Origin of the sequence: Streptomyces sp. NPDC093094 (genome assembly GCF_044754345.1) — a bacterium.
GTDB lineage: Bacteria > Actinomycetota > Actinomycetes > Streptomycetales > Streptomycetaceae > Streptomyces.
Genome location: NZ_JBIVOX010000025.1, coordinates 1 through 18,668 on the forward strand (window position 1 = coordinate 1; position 18,668 = coordinate 18,668).

Sequence of the window (18,668 nt, forward strand, 5' to 3'; positions counted from 1 at the left end):
TAGTCGGAGACGTCGTAGCCGCCGTCGCGCAGCGGGGACTGGAAGAACGGCGGCAGCCACAGGCAGTCGACGCCCAGCCACTGCAGATAGTCGAGCTTGGCGGTCAGGCCCTTCAGGTCGCCCACGCCGTCGCCGTTGCTGTCCTGGAACGAACGGACCAGGACCTCGTAGAAGACGGCGCGCTTGAACCAATCCGGGTCCCGGTCCTTGGCCGGGGTGTCCTCGAAGGTGTCCGGGACGGGCTCGTTGACGATCATTTTATGGGTGACCCTCCGATCTGCGGGTTGGACGGTCGCAGGACGGTGCCGTGCTCACCCGGGGAAGGGTCCCCGGACTCCCGGCCGACGTTCAGCACATGCGCCTGGCCGGGTGCGAGCCGCACATAGTTGGCCCTGCCCCAGTGATAGGTCTCGCCGGTGAGCTCGTCGCGCACCGGCACCGACTCGTGCCATTCCAGGCCGAGTTGCGGCATGTCCAACGAGACCGTGGCCTCCCGGGTGTGGTGCGGGTCCAGGTTGGCCACCACCAGAACAGTGTTCGAACCGCTGCTCTTCGAGTACGCGATCACCTCCTCCTTGTCGGCCTCGTGGAAGTGGAGGTTCCGCAGCTGTCGCAGGGCGGGGTTGTCGCGGCGGATCCGGTTGAGGCGGGTGATCAGGGGGGTGAGGGTGCGGCCCTCGGCTTCGGCGGTGTCCCAGTCGCGGGGGCGCAGCTGGTACTTCTCGGAGTCGAGGTACTCCTCGCTGCCTTCGCGCAGGGGGGTGTTCTCGCACAGTTCGTAGCCGGAGTAGACGCCCCAGGCGGGGGAGAGGGTCGCGGCGAGGACGGCGCGGACCTCGAAGGCGGGGCGGCCGCCGTGCTGGAGGTAGGCGTGCAGGATGTCGGGGGTGTTGACGAAGAGGTTGGGCCGCATCCAGGCGGCGGCCTCGCCGGTCAGCTCGGTCAGGTACTCGGTGAGTTCCTGTTTGGTGTTGCGCCAGGTGAAGTACGTGTAGGACTGCTGGAAGCCGGTCTGGGCCAGCGCGGCCATCATCGCGGGGCGGGTGAACGCCTCGGCCAGGAAGATCACGTCGGGGTCGGTGCGGTTGATGTCGGCGATGACCCGTTCCCAGAAGACGACCGGTTTGGTGTGGGGGTTGTCGACGCGGAAGATCCGCACGCCGACGGCCATCCAGTGCCGCAGGATCCGCAGGGTCTCGGTGACCAGGCCGTCCATGTCGGCGTCGAAGGCGACGGGGTGGATGTCCTGGTACTTCTTGGGCGGGTTCTCGGCGTGCGCGATGCTGCCGTCGGGGCGGTGGTGGAACCACTCGGGGTGCTTGGCCACCCAGGGGTGGTCGGGGGAGCACTGCAGGGCGAAGTCCAGGGCGATCTCCATGCCCAGCTCGCGGGCCTGCTCCACGAAGGCGGCGAAGTCCTCGACGGTGCCCAGGGCGGGGTGGACGGCGTCGTGGCCGCCCTCGGGGGAGCCGATCGCCCAGGGCACGCCGACGTCGCCGGGCAGTGCGTCGAGGGTGTTGTTGCGGCCCTTGCGGTGGGCGGTGCCGATTGGGTGGATCGGCGGGAGGTAGACCACGTCGAAGCCCATCGCCGCGATCGCGGGCAGCCGGCGCGCGGCGGTGCGGAAGGTGCCGTGGGGCTGTTCGGGGGTGCCCTCGGAACGGGGGAAGAACTCGTACCAGGACCCGTACAGGGCCCGCTCCCGTTCCACCAGCAGCGGCATCGCCTCCGAGGCGGTGACCAGCTCCCGCAGCGGATGCCGGGCCAGCACCGCGTCCACCTCCGGCGTCAGCGCCGCCGCCAGACGGACGGCCGCCGGACGGTTCTCGTCGCGCAGGGCGTCCGCGGCCGCGAGCAGGACCTCGCGCCGGCCGCCGGCCTTCGGGGTGTCCACGGCCGCGCGCTCGTGCAGCAGAGCGCCCTCCTCCAGGACGAGGCCGGTGTCGATGCCCGCCGGGATCTTGATCTGTGCGGCGTGCCGCCAGGTGGCGACCGGGTCGCTCCACGCCTCGACGGTGAACGTCCACAGGCCCGGCCGGTCCGCGGCGACGGTGGCGCCCCAGCGGTCGGTGCCGGGGGCCAGTTCACGCATCGGGGTGAACGGGGCGGCCTTTCCGTCCGGTCCCCTGAGGACCACATGGGCCGAGACGGCGTCGTGTCCCTCTCTGAAGACGGTGGCCGAGATCTCGAAGGATTCCCCGGTGACCGCTTTCGCGGGCCGCCGCCCTTGCAGCACGACCGGCCGGACGTCGAGGACGGGGATGCGTCCGACGGCCGGGACGGCCTTCTTCGCTTTCGTGGCGCGTGGTTTGGGGGTCTTGGCGCGCGGCGCGCGCCGTACGGGGGCTTGCTCGGTGCTGGGCGTCGGCAGTGCCGACGTGTGGTGCGTGGCGGGCATCACCGCTCCTGTCCGCGTCAACGTGGGTGGGCGGATGGCTGAGGGGAATGGGTCCTGCGGATGAACTCACTGGTGTCCCTGCGACGGGAGAACCAGTGGGTGCACCGCAGGAGCCTTCCCACCCTATTCGGGTGGGCAATCCGGCACTTTGTTAACTACTCACGCGTCTGTCTGCGCACAAGACCGGCCCCGCTCCGGGTGAACGGGGCCGGTCCCATGTGTCCGCCGTTACTGGCGCGGAACTTGCAGAAGTCTGTTCGGCGAGCCGTGGCCCCTTCCGGACACTTTGCCGGATGCCGCCGCTTTGGCCAAAGCCTTGGTGACCGAAGCGGGTGAGGCTTTCGGATGTCCGGAAAGGAACACTGCCGCCGCCCCTGCCGCATGCGGAGCGGCCATCGAGGTACCGGAGAAAGTCACTCGCCCAGTGTCGTCGGTGTGCACCGCGGACGTGATCGACACGCCGGGAGCGAACAGGTCGAGTGCCGGACCGTAGTTCGAGAACCGGGCCCGGGCGTCCTGTCCGTCGGTCGCGCCGACCGTGATCGCCCGGGACACCGCGGCGGGAGAGGACAGCCCGGCCGGGACGCCGTCGTTGCCCGCCGCGACGGTGTAGGTGACGCCGGACGCGATCGAGTTGCGTACGGCGGCGTCGAGCTGCGCGTTGCGCGGGCCGCCCAGGCTGAGGTTGGCCACGGCCGGCTTCCGGGCGTGGCGGGTCACCCAGTCGACACCGGCGATCACCTGGGCGGTCGTGCCGCGGCCCGCGGCGTCGAGCACCCGGACGGCGACGACCTCGGCCTTCTTCGCCACACCGAGGGAGCGTCCGGCGACGGTGGCGGCGACATGGGTGCCGTGGCCGTTGCCGTCGTCCGCCACGGCGTCCCCGCCGACGAAGTCCCAGCCGTGGCGGGCACGGCCGCCGAAGTCGCGGTGGGTGGTGCGGACGCCGGTGTCGATCACGTACACGGTGACCCCGCTGCCGCCGTTTTCCGGCCAGATGTAGCGGCGGTCCAGCGGCAGGTTCGGCCGGTCCACGCGGTCCAGACCCCACGAGGGCGGGTTCTTCTGGGTGCCTTCGACGGCCATTCGGGTGTCCTGCGCGACCGAGGCGACCCGCGGATCGGCGGCCAGCCGTCCGGCCTGTCCCGCGGTCGCCCGTACGGCGTAGCCGTTCAGGACGGTTCCGTAGATATGGCTGATTCTCGCGCCGTACGCCCCGGCGATCCCGCGGCCCTCGGCCGACGAGGCTCCGGTGTCCGCTCCGAGCGTCACCAGGTAGCTGCCGCCGACCGAGCCGGGCTCGCCGGCACCGAGTATCCGTCCCTGGGGTGCGGCCTGCGCGGGAGGCGGAAGAGCCGTCAGTGCCGCGGCGCACAGCACCGCGGTCAGGCCCCCCGCCCGGCGCAGACGCGGTGTGCGCGTCCGGGCCATGCTCGTCGTTCCCCTCCTCGCCCCGGCACGCGGTGCGCCGCGCGCCAGGGGGCAGCCTTGCGCGCGGCGGGGAGGCCCACAAGAACGCCCAGGGGGCGGAATCGGCCAAATCGGTCGGCGGATCCGCCGCGCGGGCGAACGGGAGAGCTCCAGCGACGGCGGCACCGGCGCCGGTAACGTCGGGGGTGACGTTGAGCCGCACACCGCCGTGCGGGCTCATCCACAATCGCGCCGAGGTGGAATGTGAAGGCGATCCGTCGATTCACCGTCCGTCCCGTTCTCCCCGAACCCCTCCGCCCCCTGAGTGATCTCGCACGCAATCTGCGCTGGTCGTGGCATGCCGAGACACGTGACCTCTTCCAGTCGGTGGACCCCGAGCGCTGGGCCGCGTCGAACGGTGATCCCGTACGGCTCCTGGGCGGTGTGCCGCCGAGGCGGCTCGCCGAACTGGCCGGGGACCGCCGTTTTCTGCGCCGCCTGACCGCGGCCGTCGACGATCTGAACGACTATGTCCGCGGCGACCGCTGGTACCAGGCGCAGCCCGCCGGGCTGCCCGCGGCCGTCGCCTACTTCTCCCCCGAGTTCGGCATCACCGCCGCGCTGCCCCAGTACTCCGGCGGTCTCGGCATCCTGGCCGGCGACCATCTGAAGGCGGCCAGCGACCTCGGGGTGCCCCTGATCGGGGTGGGCCTGCTCTACCGGCACGGCTACTTCCGCCAGAGCCTGTCCCGGGACGGCTGGCAGCAGGAGCACTACCCCGTCCTCGACCCCAACGAGCTGCCGCTGGCCCCGCTGGAGGAGGACGACGGCAGTCCCGCCCGGCTCTCCCTCGCGCTGCCCGGCGGCAGAGCACTGCACGCCAGGATCTGGCTGGCCCAGGTCGGCCGGATCCCGCTGCTGCTGCTCGACTCCGACGTCGAGGAGAACGACCTCGGCGAACGCGGCGTCACCGACCGGCTCTACGGCGGCGGCAGCGAGCACCGGCTGCTCCAGGAGATGCTGCTGGGCATAGGAGGGGTCCGTGCGGTGCGCACGTACTGCCGGCTCACCGGGCACCCCGGTCCGGAGGTGTTCCACACCAACGAGGGCCACGCCGGGTTCCTCGGGCTGGAGCGCATCGCCGAGCTGGGCGACCAGGGGCTGGACTTCGACTCCGCTCTGGAGGCGGTGCGGGCCGGCACCGTCTTCACCACGCACACGCCCGTCCCGGCCGGCATCGACCGCTTCGACCGCGAGCTGGTCGCCCGGCACTTCGGCCCCGGCGCCGAGCTGCCGCGCATCGACGTCCAGCGGATCCTCGGCCTGGGCATGGAGACCTACCCGGGCGGTGAGCCCAACCTGTTCAACATGGCGGTGATGGGCCTGCGCCTGGCGCAGCGCGCCAACGGTGTCTCCCTGCTGCACGGCCAGGTCAGCCGGGAGATGTTCTCCGGCCTGTGGCCCGGCTTCGACGCCGACGAGGTGCCGATCACCTCCGTCACCAACGGGGTGCACGCGCCGACCTGGGTCGCACCGGAGGTCCTGCGGCTCGCCGCCCGGCAGGTCGGCGTGCAGCGCACCGAGGACGCGCTCACCGTCGGCGGCTCGGACCGCTGGGACGCCGCCACCTCCATCCCCGACCAGGACATCTGGGAGCTGCGCCGGGACCTGCGCGAGCAGCTCGTCGTCGAGGTGCGCTCCCGGCTGCGGGCCTCCTGGCGGCAGCGCGGCGCGGGCACGGCGGAGCTGGGCTGGATCGACGGCGTCCTCGACCCCGACGTGCTCACCATCGGATTCGCGCGCCGCGTCCCCTCGTACAAGCGGCTCACGCTGATGCTGCGCGACCGCGACCGGCTGATGGACCTGCTGCTGCACCCCGAGCGGCCGGTGCAGATCGTCGTCGCGGGCAAGGCGCACCCGGCGGACGACGGGGGCAAGCGGCTGATCCAGGAGCTGGTGAAGTTCGCCGACGACCCGCGGGTGCGCCACCGGATCGTGTTCCTGCCCGACTACGGCATGGCGATGGCGCAGAAGCTGTACCCGGGCTGCGACATCTGGCTGAACAATCCGCTCAGGCCGCTGGAGGCGTGCGGCACGAGCGGGATGAAGGCGGCGCTCAACGGCTGTCTCAACCTGTCGGTGCTGGACGGCTGGTGGGACGAGTGGTTCCAGCCGGACTTCGGCTGGGCGATCCCCACCGCGGACGGCGCGGGCACCGACGCGGACCGCCGCGACGACATCGAGGCGGCCGCGCTCTATGACCTGATGGAGCAGCGCATCGCCCCGCGTTTCTACGAGCGCGGCCGCGGCGGGCTGCCCGAGCGGTGGATCGAGATGGTCCGCCAGACGCTCACCCTGCTCGGCCCGAAGGTGCTGGCCGGCCGGATGGTCCGCGAGTACGTGGAACGCCTCTACGCGCCGGCCGCGCACGCGCACCGGGCCCTGGACGCCGACGCGGCACGCGAACTGGCCGGCTGGAAGGGCCGGCTGCGCGCTGCCTGGCCCTCGGTGGGGGTGGACCATCTGGAGACCTCGGCCGCGGCGGAGACCGCCGAACTGGGCACCACCCTCACGCTGCGGGTGCGGGTGCGCCTCGGTGACCTCGCCCCCGACGACGTCGAGGTGCAGGCGGTGTCCGGCCGCGTCGACTCCGAGGACCGCATCACCGACGCCACGGCGGTGCCGCTGAAGCCGGTGAGCGGCCCGGACCTGGACGGCCACTGGTGCTACGAGGGCCCGCTCTCCCTGGACCGCACGGGCCCCTACGGCTACACCGTCCGCATCCTTCCCTCCCACCGCCTGCTCGCCTCGAACGCGGAACTGGGCCTGATGACCACGCCGTCGGAGGAGGTGGTGGAGGCGGCGGGGGTCCTGATGAGGTAGCGGCAGACGCCTCAGGGGCGCGGGGAACCGCGCGGGAGCCCCCGCCCCTACCGCTCGCAGAGATCCCGCAGCACCTTCCCGCACCGCCGGGCGTAGGCGTGCTGAAGCCCGCGGGCGGCGGCCCCGCCGGCGCGGGCGTACCACCGGGCGGGCCGGCTGAACGCGTTCACGGTGAGCCACACCGTGCCGTCGCCGGTCCGCTCCACGACGAACGCCTCCTCGCCGCACTCGGGGTGGCCCGGCAGTGTGCCGTACGCCCATCCCGCCCGCCGGGGCTCGTCCACGGTCCACACGACCTTGCACGGGGCCTTGATCACGCCGCCGAGGGTGATCGTGACCTCGACCCCCTCTTCGGCACGCTCGGCGCCGGCGGTCACGCCGACGCCGAGCGCACGGTGCATCTCCCAGGTGCGGACCGCCTCCGCGGCCCGCCGGAACACCGCCTCGCCCTCCCCTATCCGGGTACGGACGTGCAGCGGACGGAAGCCGGGCGGGCAGTGGCCGGCGCGACGTGTCGCGCCGACCTCGTCATAGGTGAAGGACATGCCGCCCTAGCCTAGAGCGCTCCCGCGGTCAGCTGACGTTGACCGCCGACCAGGCCGCCGCCACCGCGGAGTACTCCGCGCCGGCGGAGCCGTACAGGGCGGACGCGGCGCTCAGGGTCGCCGTACGGGCGCCCTTGTAGTTGGTCGTCGACGTCATGTACGTGGTCAGCGCCTTGTACCAGATCGCCGCCGCCTTGGTCCGGCCGATGCCGGTGACGGTGGAGCCGTTGTAGGTGGGCGAGCTGTAGCTGACGCCGTTGATGGTCTTCGTTCCGCTGCCCTCGCTGAGCAGGTAGAAGAAGTGGTTCGCCGGGCCGGAGGAGTAGTGCACGTCCAGGCCGCCCAGCGACGAGGACCAGTAGTCCGCCGACGCGCCGTCCTTGCTCGGCTTGTCCATGTGGCGCAGCGGGGTGCCGTCGCCGTTGATGTCGATCTTCTCGCCGATGAGGTAGTCACCGGTGTCGGAGGAGTTGTTGGCGTAGAACTCCACGGCCGTCCCGAAGATGTCGGAGGTCGCCTCGTTCAGACCCCCGGACTCCCCGCTGTAGTTGAGGCCCGCGGTGTTGGAGGTGACGCCGTGGGTCATCTCGTGGCCGGCCACGTCGAGCGAGGTGAGCGGCTTGAGGTTGCCCGTGCCGTCGCCGTAGGTCATGCAGAAGCAGCTGTCCGACCAGAAGGCGTTGACGTAGGCGTTGCCGTAGTGGACCCGGGAGTAGGCGGCGACGCCGTTGTTCTTGATGCCGTTGCGGCCGAAGGTGTTCTTGTAGAAGTCCCAGGTGACCTGGGCGCCGTAGGCGGCGTCGACGGCCGCGGTCTGGCTGGTGGAGGAGCTGGAGGCGGTGCCGGTGCCCCAGGTGTCGTCCGCGTCGGTGAACAGCGTGCCGGCCGAGGAGGACGTGGAGCGGGCCTTGTTGTACGTCTTGTGGCCGCCGCGCGAGGCGTCGCTCAGCTGGTACGTCGAGCCCGACAGGGAGGTGCCGAGGGTGACGGTGCCGGAGTACTGGCTCCTGCCGGTGCCGGTCTCGATGCCCTGGTACTCGTAGAGCTTCTTGCCGGTGGCGGCGTCGGTGACGACGTGCAGTTCGCTGGGGGTGCCGTCCTCCTGAAGGCCGCCGACGACGGTCTCGTAGGCGAGGGCCGGCCTGCCGGTCGCGGCCCAGATCACCTTGCGGGGTGCGTCGGAGGCGTCGGCCCGGCTGCCGCCGAGGGCCCTGGCGCGGCCGACCGCCTGCTTCTCGGCGGCCGTGGAGGCGATCTCCGGAGTGAGGTCGGCGACCTTGAGGGCGGCCTTGACGGCCTTGGTCACGCCTTCGGTTCTGCCGGCCGCGTCCTCGTGGACGACCAGGTCGCCGCCGAGGACGGGGAGTCCGGCGTAGGTGCGCTCGTAGCGGGTGTGCACGCTGCCGTCGGCGTCCTTGACGACGTCACGCACGACGAGCTTCTCCTGGGTGCCGAGACCTATCGCCTCGGCGGTCTCGGCCTTCTCGGCGTCGGCCTCGCGGATCAGCGCGGTGCGGCTCGCGGGGGAGAGTGCGAGCGGCGCGGCGCCGACGGCCGGCCGGGCGGAGTCGGCGGTGGGCTGGGCGGCGGCCTGGCCGCCCGTGAGTGCGGTGGTCAGCAGGGCGCCGGAGGCGACCGCGGTCGCGATGGCCAGGGTGGTCCGCTGATGACGCGCGTAGAGGGGGGTCACACAGGCTCCTTGTTTCGTGGGGGAGTTGGTGCTTGTGCGGCGGTGGGGGAAGCCTGGCACTCATGGTGCGTACATGTCATGACCCCGGCGCGATCTTGACCTAAAACTTACTGTCCGGTAAACGTTTCCGGAATGTAAACGGAACCCCTCCCGGCCCGGGAGACAGGGCGCCGCCCCGGTGGACGAACCACCGGGGCGGCGAAGGGGGTTGACGCATTCCGGGTTACGGGAACGTCAGGCTCCAGCTGTTGATGTAGCCGGTGTCGATGGCCGCGTTGTCCTGGACCCGCAGCAGCCAGGTGCCGTTGGCGGCCTCGGAGGACGCGTTCACCGTGTACGTGGTGTTGATGTTGTCGGAGCTTCCGCCGGTGCCGTACGCCTTCAGCGTGTAGGCCGTGCCGTCGGGCGCGACCAGCTGCACCTGGAGGTCACCGATGTAGGTGTGGACGATGTCCACCGCGACCTGGAGGTTGCTGGGCGCGTTGCCGGTGCGGCCGGTGACGGTGATCGGCGAGGTGACCGCGGCACCGCGGTCCGGGATCGACACGTCGGCCGTGTTCTCGAACGTGGTGCCACCGCCGCCGCCACCGGAGCGGGAGCCGACCGCGACGGCCGCCCACGCGTCCTGGACCGCCTTGTACTCGGCGCTGGTGGTGCCGTACAGCTCACCCGCCACCGCCAGGGTGCCGGTACGGGCGCCCGCGTAGTTGGTGTTGGAGGTGAACTTGGTGGTGAGCGCCTTGAACCAGATCTGCTCCGCCTTGGCGCGGCCGATGCCGGTCACCGGAAGGCCGTCCGAGGTGGGCGAGTTGTAGGTGACACCGTTGATGGTCTTGGTGCCGCTGCCCTCGCTGAGCAGGTAGAAGAAGTGGTTCGCCGGGCCCGAGGAGTAGTGCACGTCGATCGAGCCGATGCCGGAGTACCAGCTGTCCTTGGACGCGCCGTCCTTGCTCGGCTTGTCCATGTAGCGCAGCGGCGTGCCGTCGCCGTTGATGTTGATCTCCTCGCCGATGAGGTAGTCACCGACGTCGGAGGAGTTGTTGGCGTAGAACTCCACGGTCGAGCCGAAGATGTCGGAGGTGGCCTCGTTCAGGCCGCCGGACTCGCCGCTGTAGACCAGCTTCGCGGTCACCGAGGTCAGACCGTGGCTCATCTCGTGCGCGGCCACGTCGATCGAGGTGAGCGGGTTGCTGTTGCCCGACCCGTCGCCGTAGGTCATGCAGAAGCAGCTGTCGGACCAGAAGGCGTTGACGTAGTTGTTGCCGTAGTGGACCCGGGAGTACGCGCCGACACCGTCGCCGCGGATACCGCTGCGGCCGTGCACGTTCTTGTAGTAGTCCCAGGTCAGCGCCGCGCCGTAGTGGGCGTCCGCGCCGGCCGACTCCAGGTTGGACGCGCTGCCGTTGCCCCAGACGTCGTCGGGGCCGGAGAACAGCGTGCCGGTGCCGGAGGTGCCCCGGTTGAGGTTGTACGTCTTGTGCCCGCCGCGCGCCCCGTCGGTGAGGTTGTACGTCGAGCCGGACTGCGTGGTGGTCAGGTCGACCGTGCCGCTGTAGACCGTGTTTCCGGTGCCGGTCTCGACCGCCTGCCACTCGTACAGCTTCTTGCCCGTGGCGGCGTCGGTGACGACGTGCAGTTCCTGCGGGGTGCCGTCCTCCTGGAGGCCGCCGACGACGGTCTCGTAGGCGAGGGCCGGCTTGCCGGTCGCGGCCCAGATCACCTTGCGCGGGGCGCGGTTGACGTCCGCGTCCTCGGCGCGCTCGGCCTTGGCGGCGCCCAGCGCCTGCTTCTCGGCCGCCCCGGCGGTGACGGAGGGCTTCAGCGAGGCGACCTTGATGGCGGCACGGGTCGCCTTGACCACGCCCTCGCGGGCGCCGTCCTTCGCGGTGGCGACGACGAGGTCGCCGCCGAGCACCGGCAGGCCCTCGTAGGTGCGCTCGTAGCGGGTGTGCACGGTGCCGTCGCGGTCCTGGACCACGTCACGGACGACCAGCTTCTCCTTGGCGCCGAGGCCCAGGTCGGCGGCGGTGGCCGCGCTGCCCGCCTGCGCGTCACGGATCAGCGCGGCGCGCTGGGCGGGGGAGAGCTTGGCCGGCAGGGAGCCCGGGTCGGCCTTGCCGGCGGCGGACGGCGCCTTCGCCGGGGCCGCGGTGGCGGCGCCGCTCTGGACGGCGGCGGCCAGCAGCGCGGAGACACCCACCAGGGCGACGGCGGCGGCCTTGCGGTGCAGGGTGTGGGAGGTGCGTCTGTGGGAGGAACTGCGTCTCAACACTGACTCCTTCTGCGGGCCGCGGATTGCGCGGCCGGGGGAGACCGCACGGCGGGTGGGCCGTGTGGGCAGAACGGGGTGGTGCGTGGAAGTTCCACGTGCGTCGGAGCAGGGCCGTGCCCCCAGCGGGCCTTCGGACTGTGGGGTTGCTGTGGGGTGGCCGTGGGAAGAGTGGCAGGAGATCTCGTGCCGTGTCAGGAGCGCGTCAATAGAATGGCTGGAAATCGTCCGTTGACCGGGAGTTCAGGTTCGATATCCGGACTATTCGCTTGTCACGGTCGCGGACCGCTCCCCGTGCCAGGTCCGCCACAGCCGCGCGTATGCTCCGCCCGCCGCCACCAGCTCCTCGTGCGTGCCCAGTTCGGCGATCCGGCCGTCCTCCATCACCGCCACCCGGTCCGCGTCGTGCGCGGTGTGCAGCCGGTGCGCCACGGCGATGACCGTACGGCCGTGCAGCACGGCGGCCAGGGCGCGCTCGGCGTGCCGGGCGGTCGCCGGGTCCAGCAGGGCGGTGGCCTCGTCGAGGATCAGCGTGTGCGGGTCGGCCAGGACGACCCGGGCCAGGGCCAGCTGCTGGGCCTGCGGACCGTCCACCCGGCCGGCGCCCAGCTCGGTGTCCAGGCCGCCGGGCAGCTCGCGCACCCAGTCGCCGGCGCCGACCGTGTCCAGTGCGGCCCACAGCCGCTCGTCACCGGCGTCCGCCGCGGCGACGCGCAGATTGTCGCGAACCGTACCGAGGAAGACGTGGTGCTCCTGGGTGACCAGGACGACCTGACGGCGCAGCTGCTCCGGGTCCAGCGCCGCCACCGGCACGCCGCCCACCGTCACCGATCCCTCGCCCGGCGCGTCCACCCCCGCGAGCAGCCGGCTCAGCGTGGTCTTCCCCGCGCCCGACGGGCCGACCACCGCGAGCCGCTCCCCGGGACGGACCGTCAGGTCCACCCCGCGCAGCACCTCGCCGCCGCGGTCGTAGGAGTAGCTCACCCCGGACACGTCGATACGGTCGTGCGCCGGGAGGGGCGCGGCGTCCGCGCCCGTCCGGGGAGCCGCGGCCAGGCCCTCCACACGCGCGAACGAGGCCCCGCTGGACTGGAGCTGCTCCACCCGCACCAGGATCTGGTCGAGCGGCTCGGCGAACCGGTGCATGTACAGCGCCGCCGTCACCACCGCGCCCAGGCTCACCGAGCCCCGCGCGTGCAGCCAGCCGCCGAGCAGCAGCACACCCGCCACGGGCAGGACGTAGGACACCTCCACCGGCGGGAAGAACACCGACCGCAGGTACAGCGTGTGCTCCCGGGCGCGGCGGGCCTCCTCCAGCACCTCCCGGCTGCGGGCGGTCCGCCGCCGGCCCAGCCCGAACACCTCCACCGTGCGCGCCCCGGACGCGGTCGCCGCGAGGAACTCGGCGACCCGGGAGGTGGCGGCGCCCTCGGCGAGATAGCCGTCGCGGGCCCGGCGCAGATACCACCGCAGCGCCCAGCGCACCGGCAGCAGACACACGAGGCCCACCAGCCCGAGCAGCGGGTCGACGGCGAACACCGCGCCCAGCACGAACAGCGCCTGCACCGCGTTGATCAGCAGGTCGGGCCCCGCGTCCCGCAGCGTGGTGCCCACCGCGACCACGTCCGCCGTGCCGCGTGCCGTGAGGTCGCCGGTGCCGGCCCGCTCCACCACCGACGCGGGCAGCGCCAGCGCCCGGTCGACGAACTGCTCGCGCACCCGGGCCAGCGTCCGCTCCCCGAACCGGTGACCGGTGTAGCGCGCCCAGCGGGCCAGCAGCAGCTGGGCCAGGGCGCAGACCAGAATGGCCAGCGCCAGCCGGTCCACCGCGGCGACGCCGCTCCCGGCACGGACCTCGTCCACGATCCGCCCCAGCAGCCACGGCCCGGCGAGCCCCGCGGCGGCCGCCGCCGCGTTCAGCGCGACCACGCCCGCGAAGGCCCTGCGGTCGGCCCGCAGCAGACGCAGCGCGGCCCCGCGCACCTGGGCGGGCCCGGCGACCGGCAGCGACCCCTTGTCGTTCCCGCTCATCCGGCGGCCTCCTCGTCCGTCTCCCTGGCCACCAGCGCCCTGTAGCCCGGCTCCCCGGCCAGCAGGTCGCGGTGGGTGCCGCTGGCCGCCGTCTTGCCGTCGACCAGGTAGTGCACGACGTCCGCCCGGTCCAGCACCAGCGGGGACGTGGTCGTCACCACCGTCGTACGGCCCCGGCGCGCGGCCCTCAGCCGCTGTGCCGCCTCCGCCTCGGTGTGCGCGTCCAGCGCCGAGGTGGGTTCCACGGCCAGAAGCACCTCCGGGTCGGCGAGCAGGGCCCGGGCGAGACGGACCCGCTGGCGCTGGCCGCCGGAGAGGTTGCGGGCCTGCGCGTCGATCTCCGAGTCGAGGCCGTCGGGCAGCGACCGGACGATGTCGTCGGCGACCGCCGCGTGGAGGGCCTCGGCGAGGTGCGCCTCGGAGGGCGTCCCGGCCGGCCGCTCCGTGCGCCCGCCCGTGCCGCTGCCCGCGTCCCCGTGCGGCGACACGCCCTCACGGGCGCCCGCCGCACCGCCGAGCACCTCGCGCAGCGGCCCCGCGAACAGGTCCGCCTCGTGGTCGGCCAGGAGGATACGGCGGCGCACCTGTGCCAACGGCACCTCGTCCAGGCGTACACCGCCCCAGGTCACCGCGGACGGGGCGTGGCGGGCCAGACGTTCGACGATCCCGGTGGCGTCCGAGGACCGGGCCGCCGCCAGGGCGGTCAGCGCACCGGGCCGCACGCTCACCCCGGAGTCCGGGTCGGTCAGCGGCGCCGGCTCGGCGGGGGCGTCGGCCGTGCCCGCCGCGGGGTCGGGATCCAGACGGAGGAAGCGGACCACCCGCCCGGCGGCGACCACGGCACGGCTGATCAGACCGCCTGACTCGACCAGGAAGGCCACCGGCCACATCAGGGCCGCCACATAGCCGTACACCGACACCAGCTCACCGACGGAGATCTCACCCCGGGCGGCCAGGCGCGCGCCGAGCCAGGTCACCACCGCGAGGAAGAGCAGCGGCAGGCCGGCCCCGAGGGCCTCCATCCAGCTGGTGACCGCGCCGACGCGGTAGCCCTGCGCGCGCAGGCGCCCGGAGTCCCGGCGGAAGGCGTGCGCGAACAGGTCCTTGCCGCCCAGGCCGTTGAGGACGCGCAGACCGCCGGCGAGGTCGGCGATCCGGGCGGTCAGCGCGCCCTGCCGCTCCCGGTACTCCGCCTCCCTGCCCTGGAGCCGCCGCATCAGCGGGCCCACGAGCAGCGCCAGCACCGGCACACCGAGCAGCACCACGGCCGCCAGCGGCCCGGACACCGACAGCAGCAGCGCCGCGACGGCCACGAAGGCGACGAGCGCGCCGACGCCCGGGCCCACGGCCGTCAGCGAGCCCGCGATCGTCTGGACGTCGGACACGCCGATGGTCACGACCTCCCCGGCGCCCGTCCGCCGGGGCAGCGCCGCGCCGAGCCGGACCGAGTGGTCGACGAGCACCTTCACCGTGCGGAAGTTGGCGTCCATGCGGACCCGGGTCATGGTGCGGTGGCGCACGATGCTCACCCAGGCGTTGAACGCGCCCACCGCCACCAGGGCCGCGCACCAGCCCGCCAGCGCCCCGAGGTCGCCGGTCTCCAGCCCCTCGTCGACCGCCCGGGACATGAGATAGGGCGTCGCCGCCAGCAGCACCATCCAGACACTGGCCAGCACCGCGCCCGCGACGGAACGCCCGGCCTGCCGGGTCACCAGCCACCACAGGAAGCGGCCCGCGCCGCGGGAGTCGGGGGTACCGGGATCCTCGTACGCGTCGACGCGCGGGCGCCGGCTCATGCGAGGCTCTCCCGCCACGCCCGGTGCAGGTCCGCGAACCGGCCCGTGCCGTCGACGAGTTCGGCCGGGGTGCCGTCCTCCACGATCCGGCCGCGCTCCATCACCAGCACCCGGTCGGCGATCTCGACGGTGGACAGCCGGTGCGCGATGACGACGGCCGTACGGCCCTTGAGCACGGTCGCCATCGCCCGCTGGACCGCCCGCTCGCCGGGGATGTCCAGCGAACTGGTCGCCTCGTCCAGGATCAGCACCGCCGGGTCGGCGAGCAGCGCCCGCGCGAACGCGACGAGCTGGCGCTGGCCGGCGGAGATACGGCCGCCGCGCTTGCGCACGTCGGTGTCGTAGCCGTCGGGCAGGGCGCTGATGAAGTCGTGCGCGCCGATCGCCTTCGCTGCCCGCTCGATCTCCTCACGGCCGGCGTCCGGGCGGCCGATGGCGATGTTCTCGGCGACCGTGCCGGAGAACAGGAACGCCTCCTGCGTCACCATCACCACACCGCGCCGCAGATCGGCCACGGCCAGGTCGCGCAGGTCCACCCCGTCCAGCAGGACCCGCCCGTCGGTGGGGTCGTAGAACCGGGCGAGCAGCTTCGCCAGCGTCGACTTGCCCGCGCCGGTGGAGCCGACGACCGCGACCGTCTGCCCGGCCGGCAGGGTCAGGCCGAAGGAGGGCAGCACCTCGCCGCCGGTGCGGTACGCGAACCGGACGTCGTCGAACACGACCTCGCGGCCGGGCAGATCGCTCGCCGGCGGCGGCAGCTGCCGGGGCTCCGCCGGTTCGGGCACCGACGGGGTGCGGGCGAGCAGCCCGGCGATCTTCGTCAGCGAGGCGGCCGCCGACTGGTAGGAGTTCAGGAACATCCCGAGCCGGTCGATCGGGTCGTACAGCCGCCGCAGATACAGCACGGCCGCCGCCAGCACACCGAGGGCCAGCGTGCCGCCGGCGACCCGGTGGGCGCCCCACAGCACGATCAGCGCCACCGCCGTGTTGGCGACCAGCCGGGAACCGACCACATAGCGGGCCATCTCCAGCAGGGCGTCGCCGTTGGTGCGCTCGTGGCGGCGGTTCAGCACCCGGAACTCGGCGTCGTTGACGGCCTCGCGGCGGAACGCGCGCACCGGGCGGATGCCGTTCATCGTCTCCACGAACTTCACGATCACCCGGGCGATCGCGGTCGAGCGCTCCTCGTACACGCGGGCCGCCCGCCGCTGGTAGAGCCGGACCAGCCCGTACAGCGGCACGAACGACGCCACCGCGACCGCGCCGAGTCCGAGGTCCAGCCAGAGCAGCAGCGCCGAGATGTAGGCGAAGGACAGCACCACCGTCACGAGCTCCTGGAGGCCCTCGTTCAGCAGCTCCCGCAGCGACTCCACGTCCGTGGTGGAGCGGGAGATCAGCCGGCCCGAGGTGTAGCGCTCGTGGAAGTCGACGCTGAGCGCCTGGGCGTGCCGGAAGATCCGGCCGCGCAGATCGAGCAGCACGTCCTGGTTGACCCGGGCGGAGGCCGTGATGAACGCGTACTGGAGCACGCCGGAGGCCAGCGCGCACAGCAGGTAGGCGACCGCCACCGCGATCAGCGGGCCGTGCTCGTCGGCGCGGAAGGCGGGCACGGCCCTGTCGATGGCGTACGCCACCAGCAGCGGGCCCGCCTGCACCGCCGCCTGCTGGAACAGCAGCAGGAGCGTGGTGAGCACGACCCGGCCGCGCAGGGGGGCCAGCAGCGAACGCAGCAGCGCGCCCACCGCGCCCGGCGGGGTGGGCAGGGTGTCGCTGTCGAAGGGGTCGCCGGTCCGGTGCGGTTCCTCGTCGTGGGGCGCTTCCTTCGCCGGGGCGCTCTCGGCGGTCGCCGTCATCGGGGGGCCTCCTCGTCCGCTCCGGACATCAGGTGTGCGTACTCGGCATTGCTGCGCAGCAGTTCGTGATGGGTGCCGACGGCGGCGATCCGGCCCTCGGACAGCAGGGCGACCCGGTCGGCGAGCAGCACGGTGGAGGGCCGGTGCGCGACGATCAGGGCCGTGGTGTCGGCGAGGACACGCCGCAGCGCGGCCTCCACGGCGGCCTCGGTGTGCACGTCCAGCGCGGACAGCGGGTCGTCCAGCACGAGGAACCTCGGTCTGCCCACCACCGCCCGGGCGAGGGCCAGCCGCTGCCGCTGCCCGCCGGACAGGCTCAGGCCCTGCTCGCCGACCTGGGTGCCGGTGCCCTCGGGCAGGGCGTGCGCGAAGTCCGCCTGGGCGATGCCGAGGGCGCGGTCCAGGTCCTCGGGGCCGGCCGCCTCGGGGGCGCCCATGAGGACGTTCTCGCCGACGCTGGCGGAGAAGAGGGTGGGCTCCTCGAACGCGACGGCGATGAGGGAGCGCAGTTCCTCCCGGGGCATGGCGGTGATGTCGACGCCGTCCAGGGTGATCCGGCCGCCGGTCACCTCGTGCAGCCGGGGGACCAGCGCCGTGAGGGTGGTCTTGCCGCTGCCGGTGGCTCCCACGAGAGCCATCGACTCGCCGGGTCTGACATGCAGGTCGATCCGCTCCAGGACGGCCGGCGCGTCCGCGGGGGCGTCGGGGTGGCGGAACCGGACGCTGTGGAAGCGGAGTCCGCGGTCGCCGTCACCAGAAGCGGATGCGGAGGCGGAGGCGCCGGTGTCCTCCGGCTCCGTGTCCATCACCTCGAAGTACCGCTCGGTGGCCGTCGCCGCCTCCTGGCTCATCGCCAGCAGGAAGCCGATGGAGTCCACCGGCCAGCGCAGGGCGAGAGCCGTCGAGAGGAAGGCCACGAGGGTGCCCGCCGACAGGTCCCCGTCGGCGACCTGGACACAGCCGAGGACGAGGGCCGCTCCGACGGCCACCTCCGGGAGCGTGACGATGACACCCCAGATCGCGGCGAGCAGCCGGGCCTTGCGCAGCTCGGTGCCCCGCAGGGTGCGGGACAGCTCGCGGAAGGCCCGCGCCTGGCTGCGGTGGCGGCCGAACCCCTTGATGATCCGGATGCCCAGCACGCTCTCCTCGACGACGGTCGTCAGATCGCCGACCTGGTCCTGGGCGAGCCGCGCCACCTCCGCGTACCGCTTCTCGAAGATCACGCAGGTGACGACGACCGGCACGGCCGGCACGAGGATCACCAGGCCGAGGGTGAGGTCCTGGGCCAGCATGATGAGCACGCCCACCAGGATCGTCACACCGTTGACCAGCAGGAACGTCAGCGGGAAGGCGAGGAACATCCGCAGCAGCATCAGATCGGTGGTGCCCCGGGACAGCAGCTGGCCCGAGGCCCACCGGTCGTGGAAGGACACCGGGAGCCGCTGGAGGCGCCCGTAGAGGTCGGCCCGCATCGCCGCCTCGACCCCGGACAGCGGGCGTGCCACCAGCCACCGCCGGAAGCCGAACAGCAGTGCCTCGGCGAACCCGAGCAGCAGCAGGAACAGCGCGCCCAGCCACACACCCGCCGGGTCACGGTCGGCCACGGGGCCGTCGACGACCCATTTCAGGACGAGCGGGATCACCAGCCCCGTACAGGACGCCACGACCGCCACGACCGCGGCGCTGAACAGCCGCACCCGCACCGGCCGTACGTACGGCCACAGACGGAGCAGACTGCGAACGGCGGAGCGGTTCTCGGCGGTTGCACGGGTTCTGGGCATCAGCAGCGAGCC

11 protein-coding genes are annotated in these 18,668 nt (G+C 72.7%); 1 reads left to right on the plus strand and 10 read right to left on the minus strand.

The window, feature by feature from the left end; genetic code table 11:
• The 3 genes from ACIQGV_RS35000 to ACIQGV_RS35010 form a co-directional block, all read right to left on the minus strand.
• Positions 1–257: alpha-amylase family glycosyl hydrolase (locus ACIQGV_RS35000; RefSeq protein WP_402502268.1), on the minus strand; the 257-nt coding region annotated here is incomplete at its 3' end.
• Complete coding sequence (locus ACIQGV_RS35005) at positions 254–2,398, minus strand: maltotransferase domain-containing protein (RefSeq protein WP_402502271.1); 2,145 nt, start codon at positions 2,396–2,398, stop codon at positions 254–256. The genes ACIQGV_RS35000 and ACIQGV_RS35005, both read right to left, overlap by 4 nt.
• 228 nt (positions 2,399–2,626) lie before the next feature.
• Positions 2,627–3,829 (minus strand): S8 family peptidase, encoded by a 1,203-nt coding sequence (locus ACIQGV_RS35010; protein WP_402502275.1) that lies wholly within the window; start codon positions 3,827–3,829, stop codon positions 2,627–2,629.
• Between the two features lie 243 nt (positions 3,830–4,072).
• On the opposite strand from ACIQGV_RS35010, the gene ACIQGV_RS35015 reads away from it, so the two are divergent.
• The gene (locus ACIQGV_RS35015) at positions 4,073–6,691 is read left to right on the plus strand and encodes a glycosyltransferase family 1 protein (protein ID WP_402502278.1); all 2,619 of its coding nucleotides are present in this window, start codon (positions 4,073–4,075) and stop codon (positions 6,689–6,691) included.
• A 47-nt stretch (positions 6,692–6,738) separates the two neighbouring features.
• On the opposite strand, the gene ACIQGV_RS35020 is transcribed toward ACIQGV_RS35015, so the two are convergent.
• The 7 genes from ACIQGV_RS35020 to ACIQGV_RS35050 all read right to left on the minus strand — a co-directional run bounded on the left by ACIQGV_RS35020 (position 6,739) and on the right by ACIQGV_RS35050 (position 18,656).
• On the minus strand, positions 6,739–7,236 hold the full coding sequence (locus ACIQGV_RS35020; RefSeq protein ID WP_402502281.1) for a DUF1990 family protein: 498 nt from the start codon (positions 7,234–7,236) through the stop codon (positions 6,739–6,741).
• A 28-nt stretch (positions 7,237–7,264) separates the two neighbouring features.
• Positions 7,265–8,926, minus strand: a complete 1,662-nt coding sequence (locus ACIQGV_RS35025; protein ID WP_402502284.1) for a M4 family metallopeptidase — start codon at positions 8,924–8,926, stop codon at positions 7,265–7,267.
• A 223-nt stretch (positions 8,927–9,149) separates the two neighbouring features.
• Complete coding sequence (locus ACIQGV_RS35030; RefSeq protein WP_402502287.1) at positions 9,150–11,195, minus strand: M4 family metallopeptidase; 2,046 nt, start codon at positions 11,193–11,195, stop codon at positions 9,150–9,152.
• A 261-nt stretch (positions 11,196–11,456) separates the two neighbouring features.
• Positions 11,457–13,226, minus strand: a complete 1,770-nt coding sequence (locus ACIQGV_RS35035; RefSeq protein ID WP_402502290.1) for an ABC transporter ATP-binding protein — start codon at positions 13,224–13,226, stop codon at positions 11,457–11,459.
• Positions 13,223–15,022, minus strand: coding sequence for an ABC transporter transmembrane domain-containing protein (locus ACIQGV_RS35040; protein WP_402502294.1), 1,800 nt, complete (start codon positions 15,020–15,022; stop codon positions 13,223–13,225). Before ACIQGV_RS35040 ends, ACIQGV_RS35035 begins: the two co-directional genes overlap by 4 nt.
• On the minus strand, positions 15,019–16,875 hold the full coding sequence (locus ACIQGV_RS35045; RefSeq protein ID WP_402502297.1) for an ABC transporter ATP-binding protein: 1,857 nt from the start codon (positions 16,873–16,875) through the stop codon (positions 15,019–15,021). The genes ACIQGV_RS35040 and ACIQGV_RS35045 overlap by 4 nt, the downstream gene beginning before the upstream one ends.
• Positions 16,872–18,656 carry an ABC transporter ATP-binding protein gene (locus ACIQGV_RS35050; RefSeq protein ID WP_402502300.1) on the minus strand — a complete coding sequence of 595 codons (1,785 nt, stop codon included), beginning with the start codon at positions 18,654–18,656 and terminating at the stop codon, positions 16,872–16,874. The genes ACIQGV_RS35045 and ACIQGV_RS35050 overlap by 4 nt, the downstream gene beginning before the upstream one ends.
• Positions 18,657–18,668: the final 12 nt, after the last annotated feature.